This window comes from Streptomyces sp. URMC 127 (assembly GCF_051386535.1).
GTDB lineage: Bacteria > Actinomycetota > Actinomycetes > Streptomycetales > Streptomycetaceae > Streptomyces.
Window position 1 is genome coordinate 1 of the sequence record NZ_JBPQTW010000478.1, and the last position, 742, is coordinate 742.

Annotated in this window: 1 protein-coding gene; it reads left to right on the forward strand. The window is 77.2% G+C overall.

Annotated features, from left to right (window positions below; all coding sequences use genetic code 11):
* Positions 1-5: 5 nt before the first annotated feature.
* Complete coding sequence (locus ACSNOH_RS35000; RefSeq protein ID WP_436725474.1) at positions 6-710, forward strand: VIT1/CCC1 transporter family protein; 705 nt, start codon at positions 6-8, stop codon at positions 708-710.
* Positions 711-742 lie beyond the last annotated feature (32 nt).

The following is a 742-nucleotide window of genomic DNA, read 5'->3' on the forward strand; positions in this document are numbered from 1 at the left end:
CCACCGTGCCTCCCCACCAGGAGCCCCACGAAGGCCCCCTCGGCAACCGCCTCAACCGGCTGCGCGCCGCCGTCCTCGGCGCGAACGACGGCGTCGTCTCGACCGCCGGCCTCGTCGTCGGCGTCGCCGGCGCCACGGACTCCCGCGGCACCCTGCTGACCGCGGGACTCGCCGGGCTGCTGGCCGGGTCCATGTCCATGGCCGCCGGCGAGTACGTGTCGGTGAGCACCCAGCGCGACTCCGAGCGGGCCGCCCTCGCCCTGGAGCGCACCGAGCTCGCCGTCGCGCCGCAGGCCGAACTCGACGAGCTCACCACGCTCCTCGAAGGCAAGGGCCTCACCTCCGAGCTCGCCCGCGAGGTCGCCGAACAGCTCACGGAGCACGACGCCCTCCGCGCCCACGCCGAGGTCGAACTCGGCATCGACCCCGACGAGCTCACCAGCCCCTGGCAGGCCGCCGGGGCGAGCTTCCTCGCCTTCACGGCCGGATCGCTCCTGCCCCTGCTCGCCATCGTGCTCCCGCCGGCGCACCTGCGGCTGGCGGTCACGGTGGTGGCGGTGCTCGCCGCGCTCCTGCTGTGCGGGTGGGGGAGCGCACGCATGGGGGACGCCCCGGCGGGGCCCGCCATGCTGCGCAACGCGGCCGGGGGCGCGCTGGCCATGGCCGTCACGTACGCGGCCGGGTCGCTGCTGGGGGCGGCGGGGGTGTGACCCGGCAGGGGCGTGACGCGCCCGGGCGGGCG